We start from the raw sequence: 22,031 nt of genomic DNA on the forward strand, positions 1-22,031 counted from the left end.
CGCGTGTCGGCCCGGCCGACCCCGCCACCTTCAAGGCCCGTCACTACACCCAGGCCCGCGAGTCGGAGAAGGACCCCGTCAAGCAGTCCTCCGGATGGTTCGTCGGGGCCGGCCTGGAGAGCGGCCAGGACCCGGAGCGGGGCCCCCGGTTCATCAACCGCGCCCCGTACAGCTACGGGTGGGAGCACAGCCAGGAGACCTCGGGCGAGGCCGAGGACATCGACGAGACCAACCGGGAGCGGGCGAAGCAGGCGTACCTCTACTACAAGGCAACGCTCAGCCTCGTCCTGACCGGCCGCCACGGACAGCTCCGGGTCACCGTCCCGGACGGCCTGTACTTCATGCTCCCGTCCGACGCGGACCTGGCCGAGTGGCTGCAGCGGACCGATCCGCCCGCGCTCGTCCAGGAGGAGCAGAGCGGGACTTCCACGCTCGCCCCGGTCGAAGAGGAGCCGGCGTCCGAACAGCCGGAGACCGGCCGGGACGAGCCGCACCCGCCCGCGCAGGCGCCCACCGACGAGGTGGCCGTGCCGGGCGGGGCCACGCGGGCGCCGCAGGAGATGGTGCGGCCGGTGGCGGATCCGGTGCTGCCGGAGCAGTGGCGGCACCGGCAGGCCGAGGCGCCGGGCGCGCGGCTGGAGACCGAGCGGTTCGATCCGTTGCGCGGAGCGCCGCTCGCGGGCGGCTGGCTGCCCGGGAACAAGACCAGGATCCGCGCGGTCGTCCGGCGGATCCAGGCCGAGGACAGCCGCTGGGTGCGCGATGTGACGCTGCATCTGCCGGTGCGCTTCGGCGAGGGCTTCACGGCGCAGCGGCTGCCCGAGTTCGAGCGCCGCTGGCGGGCCGCGCTGGACCGCTACTTCAACACCGGCCTGCGACTGCCGCGCTCGGGCGATCAGTTGCACGTCGGTCTGCGGCTGACGCCCGTCACCGACAACCGTGAGGCCGTCGAACTGAGCATGGCGGACGTCCCCGGGCGGTCGGACCAGCTCAACTTCCGCCTGCGGTCGGAGGACCCGGCGCTCGAACCGGCGGAACTGCGGGCACGGCAGCTCCGCAACGACCTGCTGGGCCTGCACGAGCTCGCGCACTTCGCCGGTCTGCCCGACACCTCCTTCGACCCGGAGTCGGTCTTCCGCGACACCCCCGCGAAGTCCACCGACACCGGCATCATGGCCAGCATCGCCACGGCCCCGGGCACGGGTGTGCCCCGGCGCTACCTGGAGATCATCGAGGGCGTCATCGACTCCGGTCCCGTCGTGCGGGACCACCCCCTGCCGGTGTTCGACCCGGTGGACCGGCGTGAGGTGTTCGAGGCGGTCCTCGCCGAGGCGCTGACCGCGGTCGACGGGGTCCGGCCAGGTGACGGTGCCGACCTGTCAGGCGTCCAGGAACTCATGAACCTGATCGAAGAGGACTTCGGGAAGCACTTCCCGAAGGACGACTTCGACGTGCGCCCGGTGGGGCGGATCGAGGAGGTCGCACCCGAGATCGTCCAGACGCTGGAGCGTACGGGCTGGTCCCGGAACCTGATCCAGCCGAACGTCGTGGACGCGATGGCCCGGGGCCGCAAGCAGCTGAAGCTGGAGGCTCAGCGCGCCCTGAACAAGTACCGTCAGATGCCCTTGGCGGAGCGGCTCCAGAGGGCCGTCGACGGGGACCCGGGGCCGTCCGTACGTACGGTGACGATCGGTGCGTACGCCGTCGTCCCCACTGCGCGTGAGGCGATCGGCGGGGGCCTCCACCAGGTCACGCACCTCCCCACGGGGCTGCGCTGGGGCTTCGGCAACCATGCCGAGCAGACCTACCACGAGGTCTTCCTCGGCAGTGTCGCCCACGACATTCCCGCCGAACTGGAGGGAATCAAGGTCGCGTTCACCGGCGGTACGGTCGACTTCGCCGACGCTGCCCAGGTCGCCGACCGTTTCACCCTGACCACGGAGATTCCCGAGGGCGTGGCCGCCGCCTTCGGCCTCGCCGACGGGAACGGGACGACGTGGTACTTCACCGCGGAAGGTGTCCACAACGGCCGCACGGTCCAGCTCTCCGACGGGACCGGATCCCTGCACTTCGAGGTGGGGCTGCCCGGAATCACCGAGCCCAACTTCCTCGACGCCGCGGGCCGGCGGGACGACACCGTGCGTGCCGTCCCGCTCGGGTCCGGGCGGATCGCCGTGCGGCGCGACGCGTCGGACCGCCGGCCGCTGGAGCACCGGGTCTACCAGGAGCACGGCGCCCTTCAGGAGACGACCGTCGCCATTCGCCGGCGAACCGGCGTCGCGACCGGCGAGCACTGGTGGATCGACCACACGACCGGCACTGCGTCCCGCGTCGGCGCTTCCGGTACCCGGGTGGCCGGCCCGCACGGCTTCGCGACGGTCGGTACGTCCCCCACCGGCGCACTGCGGCTGACCAGCCCCGATCAGCCGGATGTCGTCCTCTTCGAGCAGGAGCCGCTGGCCGGTGGTCACGTCCTGCACGTCGACCGGGACGACGCCGGCAAGCTGCGCTGGACCGAGTTCGATCCCGCCGGGAACCGGGTCGCGCACGGCAGGCGCACCCAGAACGCCAGGACGGGGACGTTCCACGACACGCGCACCAGTCGCCTGCCGCGGATGAACCTCCTGGACGTACGGACCTACCGTCCGACGGCCGACGGCGGTGTGGTCCGTGCCCAGCAAGGTGCCGACGGCACCTGGACCTGGACCCGCTTCGACGCGGACGGCGTCGAGCGGCTCTCCGGTACGCGGCGCTGGAACTGGACCCGTTCCGGCTACAAGGACGTCCACATCGATCCGGAGACGGGCCGGGAGGTCGTCGCCGGGCGCAGCGGTGACGCGTGGCCGTTCGTCACAGGGACCGAGGAGCGGGCCGGACAGCCGGAGACGGCGGTGGAGCCCGGGCTCACCGTGCAGCAGCCGGCGAGCGTGCCGGTCGTCGCCGCACCGGCCGCCACGAGCGGGCCGCGTGGTGGGTTCCGCCCGATACTGGACGCGGTCCCCGAGATCTCCGAGGACACGAGCGTAGAGGGGGTCCGGCTCTCCGGCGTCGACCAGGTCGCCGAACTCGCCGGTACCCGCGTCCAGTTGAGGGATTCGCTGCGCCCTGTCCTGGTGGATCGTGAGGGCATTCCGCTGCCCGGCGTGCTCGTCACGCCGCGCACGGAGGGCGGTTTCACGTTCGCGGGGCTCCCGGCGGGCACGCTGCACGTCTCGGCGGCCGGGCAGTTCCAGTTCCGTACGGTGCGGTTGCCGGGCACGGACCGGCTGCTGCGGTTCTCCTCACCGGTCGGCCTGGACGGCGGGGCCCGCCTGGCGGATCCCGACGGCACCCCTGTGACGGACGTACCCGGCGTGGAGACCGCCGCCGGTGCCGACGACGGCCTGACGGTGCGGATGCCCGCGGCCGACGGGCCCGACGGGGCGTCGCTGGCGTGGCACCTCGACGCCAACGCCGAGGTGCGCTCGCTGGAGGTCCCGCTGCGGGGCGACGGGATCGGCGGGCTGTCCGGGCTCCGCCTGCGCACCGATCTCGTGCCGGGCACGGACGGAATCGTCGCGCAGCGCACGCTGCACGGCCCTCTTGGTGCCCTCTTCGACCTCTGGCCGGGGCAGCCCGCGCTCTCGTCGGAGGAGCGACTGGACGCCGGCTTCACCGTGACCGACGCGGGCAGCGACCGCGTCCACCACTTCGACACGCTCGGCATGTCGCGCTCCACGGACGCACCGGCCCCTGACACGCAGGTGGTGCGACCGGCCGACGAGGAGCTGCCGGCTGACGAGGAGGTGTTGTCCGACGACGAGGTGTTGTCCGACGAGGAAGGGGATCTCGTCTCGGAGCTGACGTCGTTCCCCAAGCTGTCACCCATGGCGTCGATGACAGCCTTCTCACCCTTGGGACTCTCGACCGCCGGTGAGACGTCGCATGCCGAGCCGGCGGACGAGGAGACCGCGTCCGACGACGAGATGCTGTCCGACGAGGAGTCGGACGCCGTCACGGAGCTGACGTCGTTCAAGGCGTCCCCTGCCGTGTCGATGAAGAGCCCCGCGCCGGTCGTGGCGGAGCAGCCCACCCCGGCGGCAGAAGCCGTCGCCTCTGCGGTCGGCACCACCGTGACGTCCCCGGCGCCGCCGACGGCCGCTCCGGTGGCCGGTGGGCACCGGTGGATGCGGGTGCTCTACAAGGACGCGCGGTACTTCCCGAAGGCGCAGGCGTTCGAGGCGCGGCTGGGCTCGTTCGCCGCCGAGCACCCCCGGGCGCAAGTCGCGGCACGGCAGGCCGTGGACCGTCTGTACGAGGTGTTGCTCGACGCGCACCGGGACGTCGCCACTGCGGAGGAGATCGCGCGGCTCTTCACGGGCGACGCCGCCACGACCGGACTGCGCGACCTGCTGGAGCAGGGCGGCGTAGACGAGTTGATGACCGCCTTCACCCGTGCCGCCTTCGCCACCGACTCGCCGCTGACGCTGCGTTCGCTGCTGCGGGACATCGCCGACTCCGGCGACTGGACGCGGGCGGAGGATCTGCGCCTGGACGCCGGGGCCCTGCGGGAGCAGACGTCGTTCCTGCGGGAGCGGCCGGGCGGGCTGCGCTCCCGAGTGCGGGAGCTGATGGGCCGGGTGGATCCGGCCAGGGCCACGGCGTCGGCGAGGGACTTCTTCCTCGGCGAGCAGGGCCCGGAACTGCTGCCGAGCCTGGTCACCGGCGAACCCAGGACCGAGGTCGACCCGCGTTCCCCGCTCTACCGCGAGATGCACGACAAGCAGGGCATGCCGCTGGTCTCGGGCGTGTCCGGCACGGCGGCGCGGCTCGGCAACGCCTTCCGGCTGCTGAACCCGCCCGGTGCGGACGTCGACGGCCTGGCGCTGGCGCTCGTGGGCTGGATGCTGCCGGGGCAGGAGCACTCGCTGTACGAGGTTCTGGCGGGCCTGCAGAAGGCGGACGCCGGGCCGTCGACGGCCGGTCTGCAGCTGGACGACGCCGCGCAGATGTACCGGTCGGTCCCGGGCGTGCCGCTCGGGGAGCTGCGCGAGCGGGTGGGTGAGGACGGCATGCTGCCGCACGAGGCGGCCTACTGGGCCAGGGTCAACGCCCTGCCCGTGAACGGCGGCTTCCACTCTCCCGGCGAGGACCTGGTAACGGCGCAGACGCGCCGCAGGGAGTTCCAGGCGCTCGCCGAGCGGCCGCCGGGCAGCCGCGCCTCGCTGCTCCCGTCGGAGGCCGAACGCTGGGTCCGGGACAACGGCATGTCTGCGCCGGAGGTACTGGAGCGGCTGAGCCCGGCGCACTTCGGCGCCCTCATCGCGTACACCGTCGCGGCGTTCCCGCTGATGAACGTGCTGCTCACGCACGGCTCGGGCGTCACGCGCATGGCGCTGCGCGTCCAGGTCAAGGCGATCCTCGACAAGGCGTTCCGCGCGCCCTCCTGGAGCGTGCCGCCCACCCTGGAGTCGTACCGGGAAGTCAGCGACCTGTTCCACACGCATCGCCCGGACATGACGTCCTGGGAGAGGGCACGCCTCAAGGCGCGGATCTACGCCGCTGCCGACCGAGCGGTGCCCGCCATCGAGAACGAGATGGCAGCCCACTCCGCGATGATGCTGGAAGCTCTCGCGCAGCTGCCGCCCGCGACCGGCGAGGCCTGGCGCGGCACGCGTTCCGTTGGCGACCTGAAGTCGGGAATCGGCCGGTTCGTCTCGCCCGGTTTCGGCGGCTCGGAGCTCTCCTTCAGCGCGTTCGCCAGCTTCAGCCGACGGGAAGAACTGGCACTGGACTTCCTGAACAGGCCGACTCGCCTGCCCCTGACGCACCCCGTGCTTGTCCGAGCCGAGCTGAGTGGCAACTGGGCCCGGGACATCTCCGCCTTCTCGGCGACCCCGCACGAGCAGGAGGTGCTCTTCCTCCCCGGGGCCCGGCTGAAGGTCGCCTCCCGGCGGGTCTGGGGCCACGACGGCCTGCCGTACGAGGAGATCAACGTCGTCGAGAGGCAGCCGGATCTCTCTCCGGCCGCGCTCGGCAACCCTGCCGTCTCCGCGGACCAGGCCGCCGAGCTGCGCCACGCCCTTGTTTCGCTGAGCGGCGCCGGTGCGATCGCGACCCACAGCGGCCTGGGGTCACTGGCCAAGCTGACCGGCGCGCCGAACGGACTGCAGGTGTGGCGCCTGGCCGGTCTGGCCGCTCAGGCGTTCGGTGGCCTGGCCCACCTGACCGTCGAGGGACTGACGACCGTGCGCCGTGCGGCGGACGTGACCCGCCGGGCCCTGAAGCTCGGCGCGGACGAGCCGGTGACCGGCGAGCATGTGGACGCCGTGGTGCGCCGGCTGCGGGGCGCCGCCGCCGAGGACCCGGTCACACTGGAGGAGCGGCAGCGGCTGCTCGACCTGGTCGCCCGGCTCAAGACGCCGGGCCGGCCCGTCACGTACGCCCAGCTCGCGCGGGCCTGGCAGACACCCGACGCGGCGGAGCGGCAGGCCGACGGCGTCGCCTCCGGGGACGACGAGCTGAGCGGCGCGCAGGGCACCACGGACGTGGCCGGCCAGGACCACGTCGACACGCCGGAGGTTCCGGAGCAGGCCGCGGACAACGCGAACAGCACGGGTACGACGGACAACGCGGGCACGAGCGAGATCCAGCCGGCCTCGGACGCCGTACAGGAGCAGGCGCCTGACCGGGATCCGCTCGGTCCCGGGCGGTCGGAGACCGGTAGGGCATCGGTGTCCCGGGACGAGCCGGACCCGCTGGAGCCGTTCGCACCCGACCGGAACCGTGCCGTGCGGGCGCTGTACACGGATCCGTCGTACTTCGCCAGGGCAGAGATGTTCGAGAGACGGCTGGGCGCGTACGCGTTCAACCATCCGCGGGCGCTCGAGACGGCGAGGGAGAGCACCAGGCGCCTCGTCGAGGTGCTGACCAAGGCGGCACCGGACCTCGGGCCGGACGAGATCGCCTCGATCTTCCTCAGCGACGACGTGACCTCGGCAGGTCAGCTCGGTGAGCGCATGCCGTCGTCCGCTCTTCAGGACCTGCTGGAGCGGGGCAATGTCCGGGAGCTGATGACGGCGTTCTTCAACGCCGCGTTCTTCAAGGAATCGCCGCACACGTTGAAGTCGCTGCTGCTGCGGATCGCCGACCGTCGTGACTGGGCGGAGGCGGAGCGGCTGGGCCTGGACGTCGAGGCGGTACGGGAACAGGCGTCGTTCCTGCGGGGCGGGCTGCGGTCCCGGATGCACGGCCTGCTGAGCCGGGTCGCGCCGGGCAGGGAAGGGGCGTTCAGCAAGGACTTCTTCGCGATCGCGAACGTGGCCGCGCAGTCGGCGTCGTGGAAGCGCGAGCTGCCCAAGTACCTGGGCGCGTCACGAGCCCTGCGTCCGTGGAACGAGCGGCTGGCGCCAGACATCGCCAGGACACCGCGTGAGTGGGCGCGGTTGGGCGTTCCGCTGAGTGAGCGCGAGGCGGCCTTCCTGGCGGCGAACCCGTTCGCGCTCGGGCTGATGGGTTTCCGTACCGAGCGGGTTCCGCTGGAGAACGTCGTCTTCGACGGGCAGGGCGCGCCGGTGCTGGACGAGCTGCGCACCGCTCCCGGCGTGCTCGGCATCGAGGTGCACCACAGCGCTCCCGAGGGCACCATGGGCCGGACGGTCACCGGCATCACCAGGATCGTCGCGGAACCCACGATGGTCGAGAACCCGCGCGCGGGCGACCTGGCCCCGGGCGAGGAGGGGCCGGAGCTGCCGCTGCCCGTCGTGTCGGGCCGGGCTCAATGGGCGATGCTTCCCGGTTCCTCGTTGTACCGCGGCATGCACGACAAGCGGGGCATGCCTCTGGTCTCGGGCATCTCGGGCACGGCCGCGAAGATCGGCAACGCTTTCAAGCTACTGAACGCGCCGGGAGGGGACCCGGACGGCCTCACACTGTCCCTGCTGGGATGGATGCTGCCGGTCCAGGACCACTCGCTGTACGAGATCCTCTCCGGCCTGCAGACGGCGGACGTGGTGCCGTCGCTGGCCGGGAACCGGCTGGACGACGCCGCGCGGATGTACCGGTCGGTCCCGGGCGTCCGGCTCGCGGATCTGCGGGAGCACGCCGCCGAGGACGGCATGCTCCCCCACGAGGCCGTGTACGTGTCCAAGCTCGGCAGGCCCGCCGGCCAGGGCGGCTTCCACGAGCCCGGCCAGGGCAGGCTCAGGACGGCCGCGAAGCGCCGAGCGGCCTTCGAACACCTCCTCGACCGCGGATTCCACGTGGACCCGGCACGGCGGTCGCACGCCGAATCCTGGCTGCTGCGACACGGGATGACGGCGCGTCAGGTGCTGGACCGGCTGACCCCCGCCCACTTCGCCGCCCTCATGATCTACAGCGGGCCCGTGCACCCGCTGATGAACGTGCTGCTCACCTTCGAGTCCGGTGCCACCCGGACGGCGCTGCGCGTCCAGGCCCGCAGCGGCATCGACGCGCATGTCGACTCCGCAGGCAAGGACCACCCGTTGCCGGTCGTACTGAGCGGCGACCCGACCGTCGGCAGCCTCCTCCAGAGCGTGCGCGAGGACATGTCGTCCACGGAGAAGGCGGCGCTCAAGAAGCAGTTGTACGCGGCCGTGGAGCCGCTGCTGCCCGGCGTCGAGAAGGAACTCGCGATCCACACCGCGATGATGCGGGAGGCCCTCGCGCAGATTCCGCCCACGATCGGCGAGGCATGGCGCGGGACCCGTTTCGTGGGCGACCTCGACTCGCCGACGGGCCGGTTGCTCGCCGGGCTCGGCGGCTCCGAACTCACCTTCCGGGCGTTCACCAGCTTCGCCCGGGCGGACTACATGGCGCACTTCTTCCTCGGCCGGCAGCGCCGCCTGCCCATGACCCGCCCCGTGCTGATCCGTACCGACCTCACCGGGAACTCCGGCCGGGACATCTCGGCCTTCGTGCACAACCCGGACGAGAGCGAGGTGCTGCTGCTGCCCGGGGCCCGGATGACCATCACCTCTCGCCAGGTCGTCGAGGTTCCCGAGCCGGCGGAGGGCGAGGAACACCCGAGGTTCGGTCTCGACGACGGCATCACCAAGTACGAGCTGGTCGAGGCCCGCGAGCACCTGCCGGAGTTCCCGGTCGACGACGTCGAGGATCCGCACGCCGCACAGACCCGGGCCGCGGAGCTGAGGAACGCCCTGCGACGCCTGTCCGGATCCGGCCCCATCACCCGGCGCGCCGACCTCCGACCGCTGGCCGGGCGCATCGGCGCGGACGGCGGCCTGCACACCTGGCGCACGGCCCTCCTGGCCAGCGACGTCCACGGTGGCGCCGAGCACCTGACCGTCGAGGGTCTGGCGACCGTGCGCCGCGTGGCGGACCTGGCCCGCCGGGTCCTGAAGCCGGCTTCCGGCCGGCCGGTCACGGTGGAGCACCTGGACGATCTGGTGCGCCGCCTGGACGACGCCGAGGAGCACACCCCGGTCAGCCAGGCCTCGCGGCTGCGACTGCTCGACCTGGTGGCCCGGCTGAAGACACCGGGTCAACCTGTCGGCTACGCCCGGCTCGTGACCGCGTGGCGGACGCCTGAGGCGACGGAGAACCCGGCCGAGCGGCAGACGGTCGAGCAGCCCGTGGTCCAGCCGGACGACGTCGACTCCGAATCCCGCTCCGAATCCGGTGACGAGGGGCCGCAGTTGGTCGAGGCGGGCCCGGAGCACAGCGAGGGCGAGCAGGTTCTGGAGGAGCCTGACTCCGGCGAGCCGGCGCAGACTCCCGTGGCGGAGCCCGGCACGGTGGAAGGGCCTGGCAGCCAGGCGCCCTCCGAAGCCCTTGCCGCGGAGCCGGGCAGCCCTGCGCTCTCGGACCTCGGATCCGAAGCCGGTCCGAGGCCGGAAGCCTGGGACCTCGGGTCCGATGCGGAGACGGCCGACGTACAGGACCTTCCGGACCCGAACGTCACAGCAGCCGAGCAGACACCCTTGGCCGAGGACTTGTCCGAGGCGCTCGACTCGGGCGCCGACACACGGTCGGCGTGGACGGACGAGCTGGTGGCGGACCCCACCACGGAGGTGCACGGGCCTGCCCCGGAGGGTCACACCACGGCGGACCGCGACGGTGCCGGTGTGCTGCAGACCCTCGCCGGAGGGGCGGCTCTCGGCGCGGCGGGCCTGCTGCACGCCGTCGCGGCCAGGGAGACGCCCGCCGGGGACCGTGCCCTGCGGGTGCTGTACTCGGACGCGTCGTACGCCGGGCGGGCGCGGGAGTTCGAGACGCGGCTGGGTTCGTTCGCGCTGAACGACCCGCGCGCCACGGCGATGGCGCGGCGGAGCGTCGAGCGTCTCCACCACGTGCTGTCCCAGGCGCATCCGGACCGTAGCCGGGAGGAGATCGAGCGGGTCTTCCTCACGGATGGTTCGAGGCTGTCCACGCTGCGGGAACTGCTGGAGCGCGGCAATGTGCGGGAGCTGATGACGGCGTTCGCGGGCGCGGCGTTCGGCAGCGAGTCGCCGTTGACGTTCAGGTCGCTGCTGCGCGGGCTCGCGGACCGCGGGGACCGGGCGCAGGCCGAGGCGGAGGCCGCACGGCTGGGTCTGGACGTCCAGGCGCTGCGGGAACAGGCATCGTTCCTGCGGGGCGGTCTGCGGTCGCGGATGCATGCGGTGCTGAGCCGGGTGGCGCCGGGGAGGGCGGCCGCGTTCGAGAACGACTTCTTCGCTCTCGGCAACGTGGTGGCGCAGTCGTCGTCGTGGCGGCAGGAGGCGGCCCGGTACACCCGCTCGGGCGCCACCCCGAGCGTGCGCGAGGCGCTCCTGGCGTCGGATCCGGCAGCTCTGCACGTGCTGGGCTTCCGCGTCGAGCAGGTTCCGCTGGACGAGGTCGCCTTCGACAACCAGGGCGCGCCGGCACTGGACGACCTGCGCGCCGCTCCCGGCGTGCTCGGCGTCGAGGTGCACCACAGCGCTCCGGAGGGCACCGCGGGCCGGACGGTCACCGGCATCACCAGGATCGTCGAGGAACCCGCGGTCATCGAGAACCCGCGCGCGGGCGACCTGGCCCCGGGTGAGGAAGGTCCGCAACTGCCGCTGGACGCGGCCTTCGACCAGACGCGGCACGAGGCGGACTCGCGCGGCATCCTGCGCGGCGCGGGTGTTTCGGCGACGGCGGCGAAGGTCGGGAACGCGCTCAAACTGCTGAACGTCGCGGAAGCGGACGCGGAGGGCCTGGCGCTGCCTGTGCTGGGCTGGCTGCTCCCGCTCCAGGAGCACTCGCTGCACGAGGTGCTCGCCGGTCTGCGGACGGCGGACGTGGTGCCGTCGCTGGCCGAGCACCCGCTGGACGACGCGGCGGCGATGTACCGGTCGATCCCCGGGGTGGGTCTCGCGGACCTGCGCGAGAGGGTGAGCACGGACGGCATGCTGCCTCACGAGTCCGTCTACTGGTCCCGGCTGACCACCCCGGCCGAGGGCGAACGCCTGCGGGAACCGGGCGAATACGCGGTGCGCGATGCCGAGGGGCGCCGCAGGACCTTCGAGCGTCTGGCCGACGCGTCGCGCGGCGTGAGCCTGATCGAGATGGACATCGAGCAGTGGCTGCACGACAACGGCATGACGGCGCAGCAGGTGCTGGACCGGCTGAGCCCGGCCCACTTCGTCGCCCTGATCACCTACACCGGTCCGGCCTTCCCGCTGATCAACGTGCTGCTCACGTTCAAGTCGGCGGGCACCCGGGTTGCACTGCGCACCCAGGTCAGGCGGATTCTCGACAAACCACTGGACGGGGCCGAACTCCCGGTCGTGCCGCCCTCACTACGGCATGTCCCGGCCATCCGTGAGCTGCTCTCCACCGCGCGCCAGGCCACGGCGCAGCAGAAGGCGGGCCTCAGGAAGCAGCTCTACGCCGCCGCCGAGGCGGTGCTGCCCGTCATCGAGAAGGAGATGGCGGTCCACACCGCGATGGTGCTGGACGCTCTGTCGCAGTTGCCGCCGGCCATCGGTGAGGCGTGGCGTGGTACGCGTTCCGTGGGCGACCTGAACTCGGGGATCGGCCGGTACATCTCGCCCGGTTTCGGTGGCTCGGACGTCTCCTTCGGCTCGTTCGCCAGCTTCAGCCGGGACGAGGACATGGGGCGGATGTTCCTGGGGATCCCGCTCCGCCTGCCGATGACCCACCCGGTGCTGATGCACGTCCGGCTCACCGGCAACCGGGGCCGGGACATCTCGGTCTTCTCGGCCAACCCGATCGAGCAGGAGATCCTGCTGCTCCCCGGGGCCCGCATGAAGATCACCTCTCGTCGTGTCGTCGAGGACCCGAACGCTGCGGAGGACTCGGACGCCCTCGGTTACGAACTGATCGAGGCAGTCGAGGAGTTGCCGGAGCTCCCGCTCCCCGCCCTGGAGAACCCGATCGCGGCGCAGGCGCAGGTCGCGGAGTTGAAGGACGGCCTGCGGAGGTTGTCCGGCGCACCGGTCCGCAAGCGCGGTGATCTCAGGCCGCTCGCCACGAGGATCGGCGCGGGCGACGCCCTGCAGACCTGGTATCTCGCCGGTCTCGCGGGCGAGGTGTACGGGGGCGTCGAGCACCTGACCGTCGAGCGCCTGACGACCGTACGCCGTACGGCGGATCTCGCCCGCAGAGCGCTGAAGCTCGGCTCGTCCGAGCCGGTCACGGTCGAGCACCTGCACGCTCTGACGCGCCGCCTGAACAGTGCCGCGGAGGATGCCCCGGTCGCGCCGGGTGCGGCGTTGCGCCTGCTCGACCTGATGACCGCGCTCAAGACGCCGGGCCGACGGGTCACGTACACCGATCTCTCGGCCGCATGGCGGACGAGCGGCGACGCGGAGAACCAGGCCGCCCAGAACGCGGACGAGTCGGCCGACGGCGACATCGCATCGGTGGATGAGGACAGTTGGCGGCTCACCGACGGCACCGAGGTCCCCGACGCCGCGCCCGAAGTGGAATCGGACGGGACCCGGTCCTGGGACAACGACTCCCAGGCGGGAGTGAGCGACGTCGGGTCCTGGCACACCCAGGACGAGGTGGTGTCGCAGGGCGAACCGGACGAATTCGGTCTGGTTCCGGACGCCTATCTCCAGCCGGACCTGGACGCCGGGGTCGACGAGGACGGGACGGATCTGCTGCCGCCGGTCTCGGGTGCGGCGGCCGTCGGCGGCTCCCCGCGTGCGTTGTACGCGCAGCCGGAGTACTTCCAGCAGGCGCAGCAGTTCGAAGCGCGGCTGGCGACGCTGGCATCCGGCCACCCCCGCGCGCTGGCCGCGGCACGGCAGAGCGTGGACCATCTGCTCACTGTGCTCACGCGCGCCCACCAGGACGGCAGTCAGGAGGAGATCGCCAAGGTCTTCGCCACGGACGACACCCAGGTGCCCGACCTCCGGGAACTGCTGGAGCACGGTGGCGTACCGGAGTTGATGGCGGCGTTCTTCAACGCCGCGGTGCTCAACGACTCGCCGCGGGCGTTGACGTCCCTGTTGCGTGGCATCGCCGACTCCGGTGACTGGACTCGGGCGGAGCGGCTGGGTCTGGACGTGCGGACGCTGCGCGACCAGGGGCCGGAGTTGCCGCAGCGTGCGCTGTCGGCTCTGGACGGAAGGGCGATCGAACCCGGCTCCACCCGGTTCCGGGAGCTGCACGACGAGCGAGGCATGCCGCTGGCCGCGGGTGTCTCGGTGACGGCGGCGCGGATCGGGAACGCGTTCAGGCTGCTCGACGTGCCGGAGGCGGACCCGGACGGTCTGGCGCTGGCCCTGGTCGGCTGGCTGTTGACGACGCGGGACCACTCGCTGTACGAGGTGCTCGCCGGTCTGCGGACGGCGGACGTGGTGCCGTCGCTGGCCGGGAACCCGCTGGACGACGCGGCGGCGATGTACCGGTCGGTTCCCGGGACGCGCCTCTCCGAACTGCGGGAGCAGGCGGGCGAGGACGGCATGCTGCCCCACGAGGCCGCCTACTGGTCGAAGGTCGTCACCCGGGCCGAGAACGGCGGCTTCGCCGTGCCTGACACCTACCGGCTGCGGCTGGCCGAGCATCGCCGGAACGCGTTCCAGGCCGTGGCCGACCGATCGCCGGCCGAGTCGTCCGGCGAAGCACAGGCCCGCCAGTGGCTGATGGAGAACGGCATGACGGCGCGGCAGGTGCTGGACCGGCTGAGCCCGGCCCACTTCGCCGCCCTCATGGCCTACACGGGCATGGCCTACCCGCTGATGAACGTACTGCTCACGTTCGAGTCCGCGGGCAGCCGCCTCGCGTTGCGCGTCCAGATCAAGCGCATGGTCGCCAAGTACCTCGGCCGGCCGGACCTGAGGAACCTGCCACCCGTGCTGGGCTCCTTCCCGGGCATCCCGGAGCTGCTCGAAACCCGGCACGGGAGCATGACCCGCAAGGAGCTGGCCCAGTTCAAGGAGCGGTTCAACGCCGCCGTGGAGCAGCAGCTGCCCGCCATCGAGAGGGAGATGACGGCCCACTCGGCGATGGTGATGGACGCCCTGTCGCTGCTGCCGCCCGCGCGGGGCGTGGTCTGGCGCGGTACGCGTTCGGTGGGCGACCTCACCTCGGGCATCGGGCGGTTCATCTCGCCCGGCTTCGGAGGCTCGGAGCTCTCCCTCAAGGGGTTCTCCAGCTTCAGCCGCTTCAAGGGCGTGGCGGATTCGTTCCTGGACATGCCGGCACGCCTGCCGATGACCCACCGCGTGCTGGTCCGTGCCGAGCTCACCGGGAACTGGGGCCGGGACATCTCGGCCTTCGCGGAGTCGGCGCGCGAGGGAGAGGTGCTGCTGCTGCCCGGGGCCGGGATGAAGATCGGCTCCCGCCAGGTGGTGGGCAGCGGGTCCAAGGCGTACGAGCTGATCGAGGCCGTCGAAAAGCTGCCGGACTTCCCCGTCCTCGCCCCGGAGAACCCGGCCGCGCAGGCCCAGGCCATGGCCCTGAGGGACGTCCTTCAGCGGCTGTCCGGCACCGGGCCCGTGATCAGGCGCGCCGATCTCAAGCCGCTCGTCACCCGGATCGGCGCACGGAACACCTTGCAGGTCTGGCACCTCGCCGGGCTGGCGGCCGAGGTCCACGGCGGTCCGGAACACCTCACCGTCGAGCGGCTCGCGACCGTACGCCGGGCGGCGGACATGGCCCGCCGGGTGCTGAGCCCCGGTTCGGACCGTCCGGTGGCCGTCGAGCAGCTGGAGTCCCTGGTGCGCCGCCTGGACGGTGCCACGGACGACACCCCGGTCCAGGCGGTCGCCACACTACGACTGCTGAGCCTGCTCGCGGCGCTGAAGACGCCGGGACAGCGGGTGACGTACCCCCAGCTCGCCGAGGTGTGGCAGACGACCGCCCCGGCCTCCCACGGGCCCGCGCGGGTTCCGGGCGAGGTGACGGACCCGCCGGCCTCCCTCGACGACTCGTCCGAGCACGGGTCCTCCCCCGCGCCGATCGAGCCGTCTGCCGCCGACCCGGCCGAATCCTCCCGGGCGCCTGCCGAATCGTCCGAGCCGGCGCCGCTGCCGGAGCGGACCGCGCCGCTCCCCGAGGAGACCGCCCCGAACGTTCTGACCGTCGTCCACGGTGACACGGTGGATCTGGTGGAGCCGGTCGCCCTGGGCGGGGACCGGTCGCTGCGGGCGCTGTACGCGAACCCGGAGTACGCCGCGAAGGCACAGGAGTTCGAGGCGCGCCTGGGGTCGTACGTGTTCACTCATCCGCGTGCGGTGGCATCGGCTCGGGAGAGTGTGTCGCGTCTGTTCGACGTGCTGTCCCAGGCACATCCCGGCCGTGGCCGCGCGGAGATCGAGCAGGTCTTCTTCAAGGACGAGGTGACCTCGGCGGGGCAGGTCGGCGAGCGGGCCGGGTCGGCCGGTCTGCGGGTGCTGCTGGAGGACGGGAACGTACGCGAGTTGCTGACCGCGTTCTACAACGCGGCCTGGTACAACGACTCCCCGCTGACGCTCAGGTCGCTGCTGCTGGACATCGCCAAGGACCGGGACTGGGCCCGGGCGGAGCAGCTGGGCCTGAACGTGGAGGCGTTGCGGGAGCAGGCGGCGTTCCTGCGCGGCGGGCTGCGCACCCGGATCAACGGGGTGCTGAACGTGCTGGCGCCGGGGAAGGTCAAGGCCTTCGAGAAGGACTTCTTCGCCGTCGGCAACGTGGTGGCGCAGTCGGCGTCCTGGAAGCGGGAAGCACGCAAGTACCTGGGCGGGGCCCGGCGTTGGCGCCCGGAAGGGGAGCGGCTGGCCCCGCAGGTCGCCAGGACGCCGCGTGACCTGGTGCGCGCGGGAGTTCCGCTGAGCGAGCGGGAGACGGCGTTCCTGGCCGCGCCGGAGAGTCGGGTGGCGCTGCAGGTGCTGGGCTTCCGCACCGAGCAGGTGCCGCCGACGGACGTCGTCTTCGACGCGCAGGGCGCGCCCGTGCTGGACGGGCTGCGCGCCGCTCCCGGCGTGCTGGGTGTCGAGGTGCACTACAGCGCTCCTGAGGGCACCGAGGGCCGGACGGTCACCGGCGTCACCCGGATCGTGGCGGAGCCGGCGACCGTGGAGGATCCGCGTGCGGGTGACCTGCGTGACGGTGAGGAGGGTCCGGAGCTGCCGCTGGCGGTGGTCTCCGGCCGGGTGAACTGGGTGCTGAGGCAGGGCTCCTCGCTGTACCGGGAGATGCACGACGAGCGCGGCATGCCGCTCGTGGCCGGGGTTTCGGCGCACGCGGCGAAGATGGGCAACGCCTTCAAGCTGCTCAACGTGCCCGGCGGGGACGCGGACGGGCTCGCCCTGTCGCTGGTGGCGTGGATGCTGCCGGCCGAGGACCACTCGCTGTACGAGGTCCTGGCGGGCCTGAAGACGGCGGACCTGGTGCCGTCGCTGGCCACCAACCCGCTGGACGACGCGGCGCGGATGTACCGGGCCGTTCCGGGGCTGTCCCTGGCCGAACTGCGGGAGCTGGTCGCCGAGGACGGCATGCTGCCCCACGAGGCCGTCTACTGGGCCAAGGCTGTCAACCCGGTCGAGAACGGAGGCTTCCGCGAGCCCGGCGATGGATCCCTGCGGCTCGCCGGGGAACGCCGCCAGGCCTTCCTGCGCCTGGTCGACGAGCCGCTGGACAGCGACAGCGAGTCGGAGGAGCCGGAGCAGCTGCCGGCCGAACGCTGGCTTCGCGAGAATCGTATGACGGCCCGTCAGGTTCTGGAACGGCTGAGCCCGAGCCATTTCGTCGCGATCATGGCCTACACGGGCCATGCGCACCCGCTGATGAACGTGCTGCTCACGTTCAGGTCCGGTGGCACCCGCCTGGCGCTGGGCATCCAGACCATGCGGCTGCTCGACCGCTACCTCGACGACCCCAGCGATGTCCTCCCGCCGGTGCTGCGGGACGCCCCGGCCATCCGTGAGCTGCTTCCCGCCCTGAACGAGCACCGGGACATGAGCAACGACGAACGCAGTCAGCTCAAGTGGCGGCTGAGGGAGCCGCTTCAAGCGGCCGTGGAACGACTGCTGCCCGACATCCAGCGGGAGATGGCGGTCCACACCGCGATGCTGCTGGACGCCCTGTCGCTGCTGCCGCCCGCGGTCGGCGAGGTGTGGCGCGGTACGCGTTCGGTGGGCGACCTCACCTCGGGCATCGGGCGGTTCATCTCGCCCGGCTTCGGCGGCTCGGAGGTCTCCTTCAAGGCGTTCTCCAGCTTCAGCCGGAACGAGTTCACGGCGCAGTGGTTCATGGGGCTGCAGACCGCCTTCCCGATGACCCATCCTGTGCTGCTCCGCACCGAGCTCACCGGGAACCGGGGCCGGGACATCTCCGCCTTCGCCGACGACCCGGACGAGCGGGAGGTCCTGCTCCTGCCCGGGGCCCGGATGAAGATCACCTCTCGGCTCGTCGACGAGAGCGTCGACGGACGGTACGAGCTGATCGAGGCCGTCGAGGAGCTGCCCGAGTTCCCGGCACAGGCCGAGGGAGCAGCGCTGAGGGACGTCCTGCGGCGGCTGTCCGGCACCGGGCCCGTGCTGAAGCGCGCCGACCTCAAGCCGCTCGCCGCGCGGATCGGCGCGGCGAACGGGCTGGACGTCTGGCGCCTCGCCGGGCTGGCGAGCGACGTGTACGGCGGTGCCGAGCAGCTGACCGTCGAGCGGCTGGCGACCTCGCGGCGGGCCGCGGACCTGACCCGCAGGGCGCTCGGACTGCGCTCCGGCGAGCCGGTGTTCGTGGAGGATCTGGACGCGGTCGTGCGTCGCCTGGACCGTGCCGCGGACGACACCCCGGTCGAGGAGATCGCACGGCTGCGGCTGCTGGATCTGGTCGCGGAGCTCAAGACGCCGGGGCGGCGGGTGACGTACACCCGTCTCTCGGAGGCGTGGCAGACGACGACCTCGGCCGCCCACGAGCCCGCGCACGTCGCGGGCGAGGTGTCGGACGCGCCGGGCCAGGTGTCGGACGCGCCGACCTCCCTCGACGACCAGCCGGCCTCCCTCGACGACACGTCGCCGCACGGTCCTTCGCAGGCGCCTGTCGAATCGCCTGCCGAGGCCGTAGCCGAGCCTTCCGAAACGGCGGTCGAGCCTTCCGAAACGGCGGTCGAGCCTTCCGAGACGCCGGTCGAGCCTTCCGAAATGGCGGTCGGACCGTCCGAGACGCCGGTCGGACCGTCCGAGACGCCGGTCGAGCCCTCCGAAGCGGCGGTCGGACCGTCCGAGGCGGCGCCGGCCCAGGACGCCACGCAGGAGGCGGCGCCCGCCGCGGAACCGGTCACCGAGGCCGTACCCGGTGGTTTCACCGTGGTCGACGGTGATGCGGTGGATCTGGTGGAGCCGGTCGCCGTGGCCGGGGACCGGACGTTGCGAGCGCTGTACGCGGTTCCGGAGTACGCCGAGCACGCGCAGGAGTTCGAGGCGCGACTGGGGTCGTACGCGGCCGGTCATCCGCGTGCGGTGGCGTCGGCTCGGGAGAGTGTGTCGCGTCTGTTCGACGTGCTGTCCCAGGCACATCCGGACCGTGGCCGGGAGGAGATCGAGCGGGTCTTCTTCAAGGGCGAGGTGACGCCGAACGGTCTGCGCTCTCTGCTGGAGCGGGGCACCGTACAGGAGTTGATGACCGCGTTCCACAACGCGGCATGGCTCAGCGACTCCCCGTTGACGCTCCGGTCGTCGCTGCTGGACATCGCGGAGCGCCGGGACTGGGCGGAAGCCAGGCGGCTGGGCCTGGACGAAAAGGCGCTGCGGGAACAGACGGCGTTCCTGCGCGGCGGGCTGCGCACCCGGATCAGTAACGTGCTGGACGCGGTGACGCCGGGGAAGGCGAAGGACTTCGAGAGGGGCTTCTTCGCCTCGGACAGCGACGTGGCGCAGTCGGCGTCGTCGAAGCGGGAGATGCGCGAAGAGCGTGGCATTCCGCTCGGGGTCGGTGTGTCGGCGCGGGCGGCGAAGACGGGCAACGCGTTCAAGTTGCTTAACGTGCCCGGTGGGGACAAGGACGGACTCGCCCTGTCGCTGGTGGGATGGCTGCTGCCGGCCGAGGACCACTCGCTGTACGAGGTCCTGGCGGGCCTGAAGACGGCGGACGTGGTGCCGTCGCTGGCGGCGAATCCGCTGGACGACGCGACCCGGATGTACCGGTCGGTTCCGGGGCTGCGGCTTGCCGAGGTGCGGGAGCAGGTCGGCGAGGACGGCATGCTGCCGCACGAGGCCGCCTACTGGTACAAGCTCAACACCCCGCACGAGCACGGCGGTTTGCGCGAGGGCCGCATGTCGTTCGTGGACAAGGAGCAACAGCGGACGCTGCTGCAAGAGGCCGTACGGCGGCGGAACGACTTCAAGAACCTCGCCGACCCGCGCCCGGACGACTGGCAGAACCCCCACGTGCAGTTGTGGCTGCGGGACAACGACACCACACCGCAACAGGTGTTGGAGAGGCTCAGCCTGGGTCACTTCGCCGCCCTGATGGCCTACACCGGCCCGGCCTTCCGGCTGATGAACGTGCTGCTCATGTTCAAGTCCGCGGGCACCCGGTCGGCGCTGCGCGTCCTGGTCCAGCGTCTGCTCGACAAGCACCTCGACGACAACCGCGTGGTCGTGCCGGGCGTGCTGGTGGGCGACCCCGGCGTCAGCGGACTGCTGGCCGCCGACCGCACCTCCATGACGCCCAAGCAGCTGGCTCGGCTCAAGAAGCAGCTCCACGCCGCCGTCGAGCCGCTGCTGCCCGGTATCGAGAAGGAACTGTCGGTTCACAACGCGATGCTGGTGGACGCTCTCGCGCAGCTGCCGCCGGCCTTCGGCATGGCCTGGCGCGGCACCCGTTCCGTGGGCGACCTCACCTCGGGGATCGGACGCTTCGTCTCCCCCACCTTCGCCGGATCGGAGCTGTCCTTCGCGGCGTTCTCCAGCTTCGCCCGGGGTCGCGATCAGGCCCAGGTGTTCATGGACTTCCAGGCCCGCCTGCCCATGACCCATCCCGTACTGGTCGGTGCCGAACTCAGCGGGGCCTACAGCCGGGACATCACGGCCTTCTCGGCGAAGCCGGCCGAGCGGGAGATCCTGCTGCTGCCCGGGGCCCGGATGAAGATCACCCGCCGCACGATCGCCAAGGGCGAGAGCGGCGCCTACGAGCTGATCGTCGCCAAGGAGGCCCTGCCGGAGTTCCCCACCGCGGACACCCTGAGCCCGGCCGAGGCACGGACCCGCGCCGCCGCACTGCGCGGCGCACTCCAGCGGCTCTCCGGCTCCCGCCCGGTGGTGAAGCGCGCCGATCTCAGGCCGCTCGCGAGGCGGGTGGGCGTGAACGGCGGGCTGAACCTCTGGCAGTTGGCCGATGTGGCGGGCGACGTGTACGGCGGTCCCGAGCACCTGACCGTCGAGCGGCTCACGACCGTGCGCCGCGCCGTGGACCTGGCACGCCGGGTCCTGAAGCTCGGTTCCGAGTGGCCGGTCTCCCTCGGGAATCTCAACGCCCTGGTGCGTCGCCTGGACCGCGTCGGGCCGTACAACGTGGTCGACCCGGCCGCGCGGCTGCGGCTGATGGACCTGGTCGCCGCCCTCAAGACACCGGGCCGGCCGGTGACGTACGCGCAGCTCGCGCAGGCGTGGCGGACGCCGCGCGATGCGGCGCCCTCGCGGGGTGCGGGCGAGGTGCCGGACCCGCCGGCCTCCGTCGACGACCCGTCGCCGCAAGGGATCTCGCAGGCGCCGCTCGAACAGCCCGCCGAGGCCGAGGGTTCGCAAGCGCCGGGCCAGGATCTCCGACCCGCGGAGAGCCGGACGGAGCACGTGGACTCCGCCGCTCAGGACCAGGTGGAACGGGAGCCGGGCAGTCCGGCTGCCTCGGTCAGTTCCCTCTCCAGCATCGGCTCCCTCACCTGGCGGAACGGCTCCGAAGCGGAGGTGGGCGGGTCCGAACGGGGGCTGGACGGATCCGAGTCCTCGCTGACCGACCTCGACGCGGGGCCGCTCGGGGACGAAGCCTCGCAGGCCGGGGACGACATGTGGTCCGTCACCGACGACGCACGGTCGCGTGCCGGGCAGGGAGGGGATGACGGCCTGTGGGAGACGCTGCCGGACGGCCCCACCGAGTCGGAGACGGCCGGTGCCGAGCTGCCGCGGCTGAGTCCGGACGGCACGGCCCGCATGCTGCGGACGCTGTACGCGGACGAGGCGTACGCCGAACGGGCGCGGGAGTTCGAGGCGCGTCTGGGTTCGTTCGCCTCCCACCACCCGTTGGCGGTCGAGACCGCGCGGCAGAGCGTGTCCCGGCTGTTCGACGTGCTGCGCGGGGCGGACGCGGACGTCGACCCGGAGCAGACCGCGAAGGCGTTCTTCACCGACGACGCCTCGGCGGCGGGCCAGGATGCCGCGGGGTCGCGGCTGTCGCGGCTGCAGCAACTGCTGGAGCGCGGCAGTGTGCGCGAGCTGATGACGGCGTTCGTCAACGCGGCGTTCCTGAGCGAGTCGCCGCTGACGCTGAAGTCGCTGCTGCTCAGGATCGCGGACGACGGGGACTGGGCGAAGGCGGCGGAGCTGGGCCTGGACACACCCGCGGTACGTGCCCAGGCGGCGTTCCTGCGGGGCGGTCTGCGGTCACAGGTGCAT

General features: G+C 72.1%; 1 protein-coding gene (running past both ends of the window). It reads left to right on the forward strand.

The whole window is internal to a hypothetical protein gene (locus ACFU95_RS12625; RefSeq protein ID WP_383825825.1) on the forward strand: the coding sequence, 56,481 nt in all, runs 19,060 nt past the left edge and 15,390 nt past the right edge, and what appears here is coding positions 19,061–41,091, spanning codon 6,354 (partial) through codon 13,697 (complete); the first complete codon in view begins at window position 3. Both the start codon and the stop codon lie outside the window.

The sequence above is a fragment of the Streptomyces sp. NPDC057623 genome, from assembly GCF_042800355.1.
Lineage (GTDB): Bacteria > Actinomycetota > Actinomycetes > Streptomycetales > Streptomycetaceae > Streptomyces.